Here is a 208-nt window from a genome sequence, read left to right on the forward strand (position 1 = left end):
CGTAGCTTGGTATACTGCTGCTAACTCCCGCACCAGCACGCCGATTGACCAACCATCTGAAACAATATGGTGCATCACCACCAGCAACACGTGTTCTTTTTCTTTTAGCTTGAGCAAACTTGCTCGCACTAACGGGTCAACAGCCAAATCAAACGGTCGGCTTGCTTCTGAAATTGCCAGTTGTTGGCTAGTAATTTCTTGCTGTGTT

Annotated in this window: 1 protein-coding gene; it reads right to left on the bottom strand. The window is 47.1% G+C overall.

All coding sequences use genetic code 11. The features are described from left to right. Positions 1-208: condensation domain-containing protein (locus tag AABK37_RS42320; protein ID WP_432557322.1), on the bottom strand; the 208-nt coding region annotated here is incomplete at both ends.

Origin of the sequence: Tolypothrix sp. VBCCA 56010 (assembly GCF_050875635.1) — a bacterium.
GTDB lineage: Bacteria > Cyanobacteriota > Cyanobacteriia > Cyanobacteriales > Nostocaceae > Hassallia.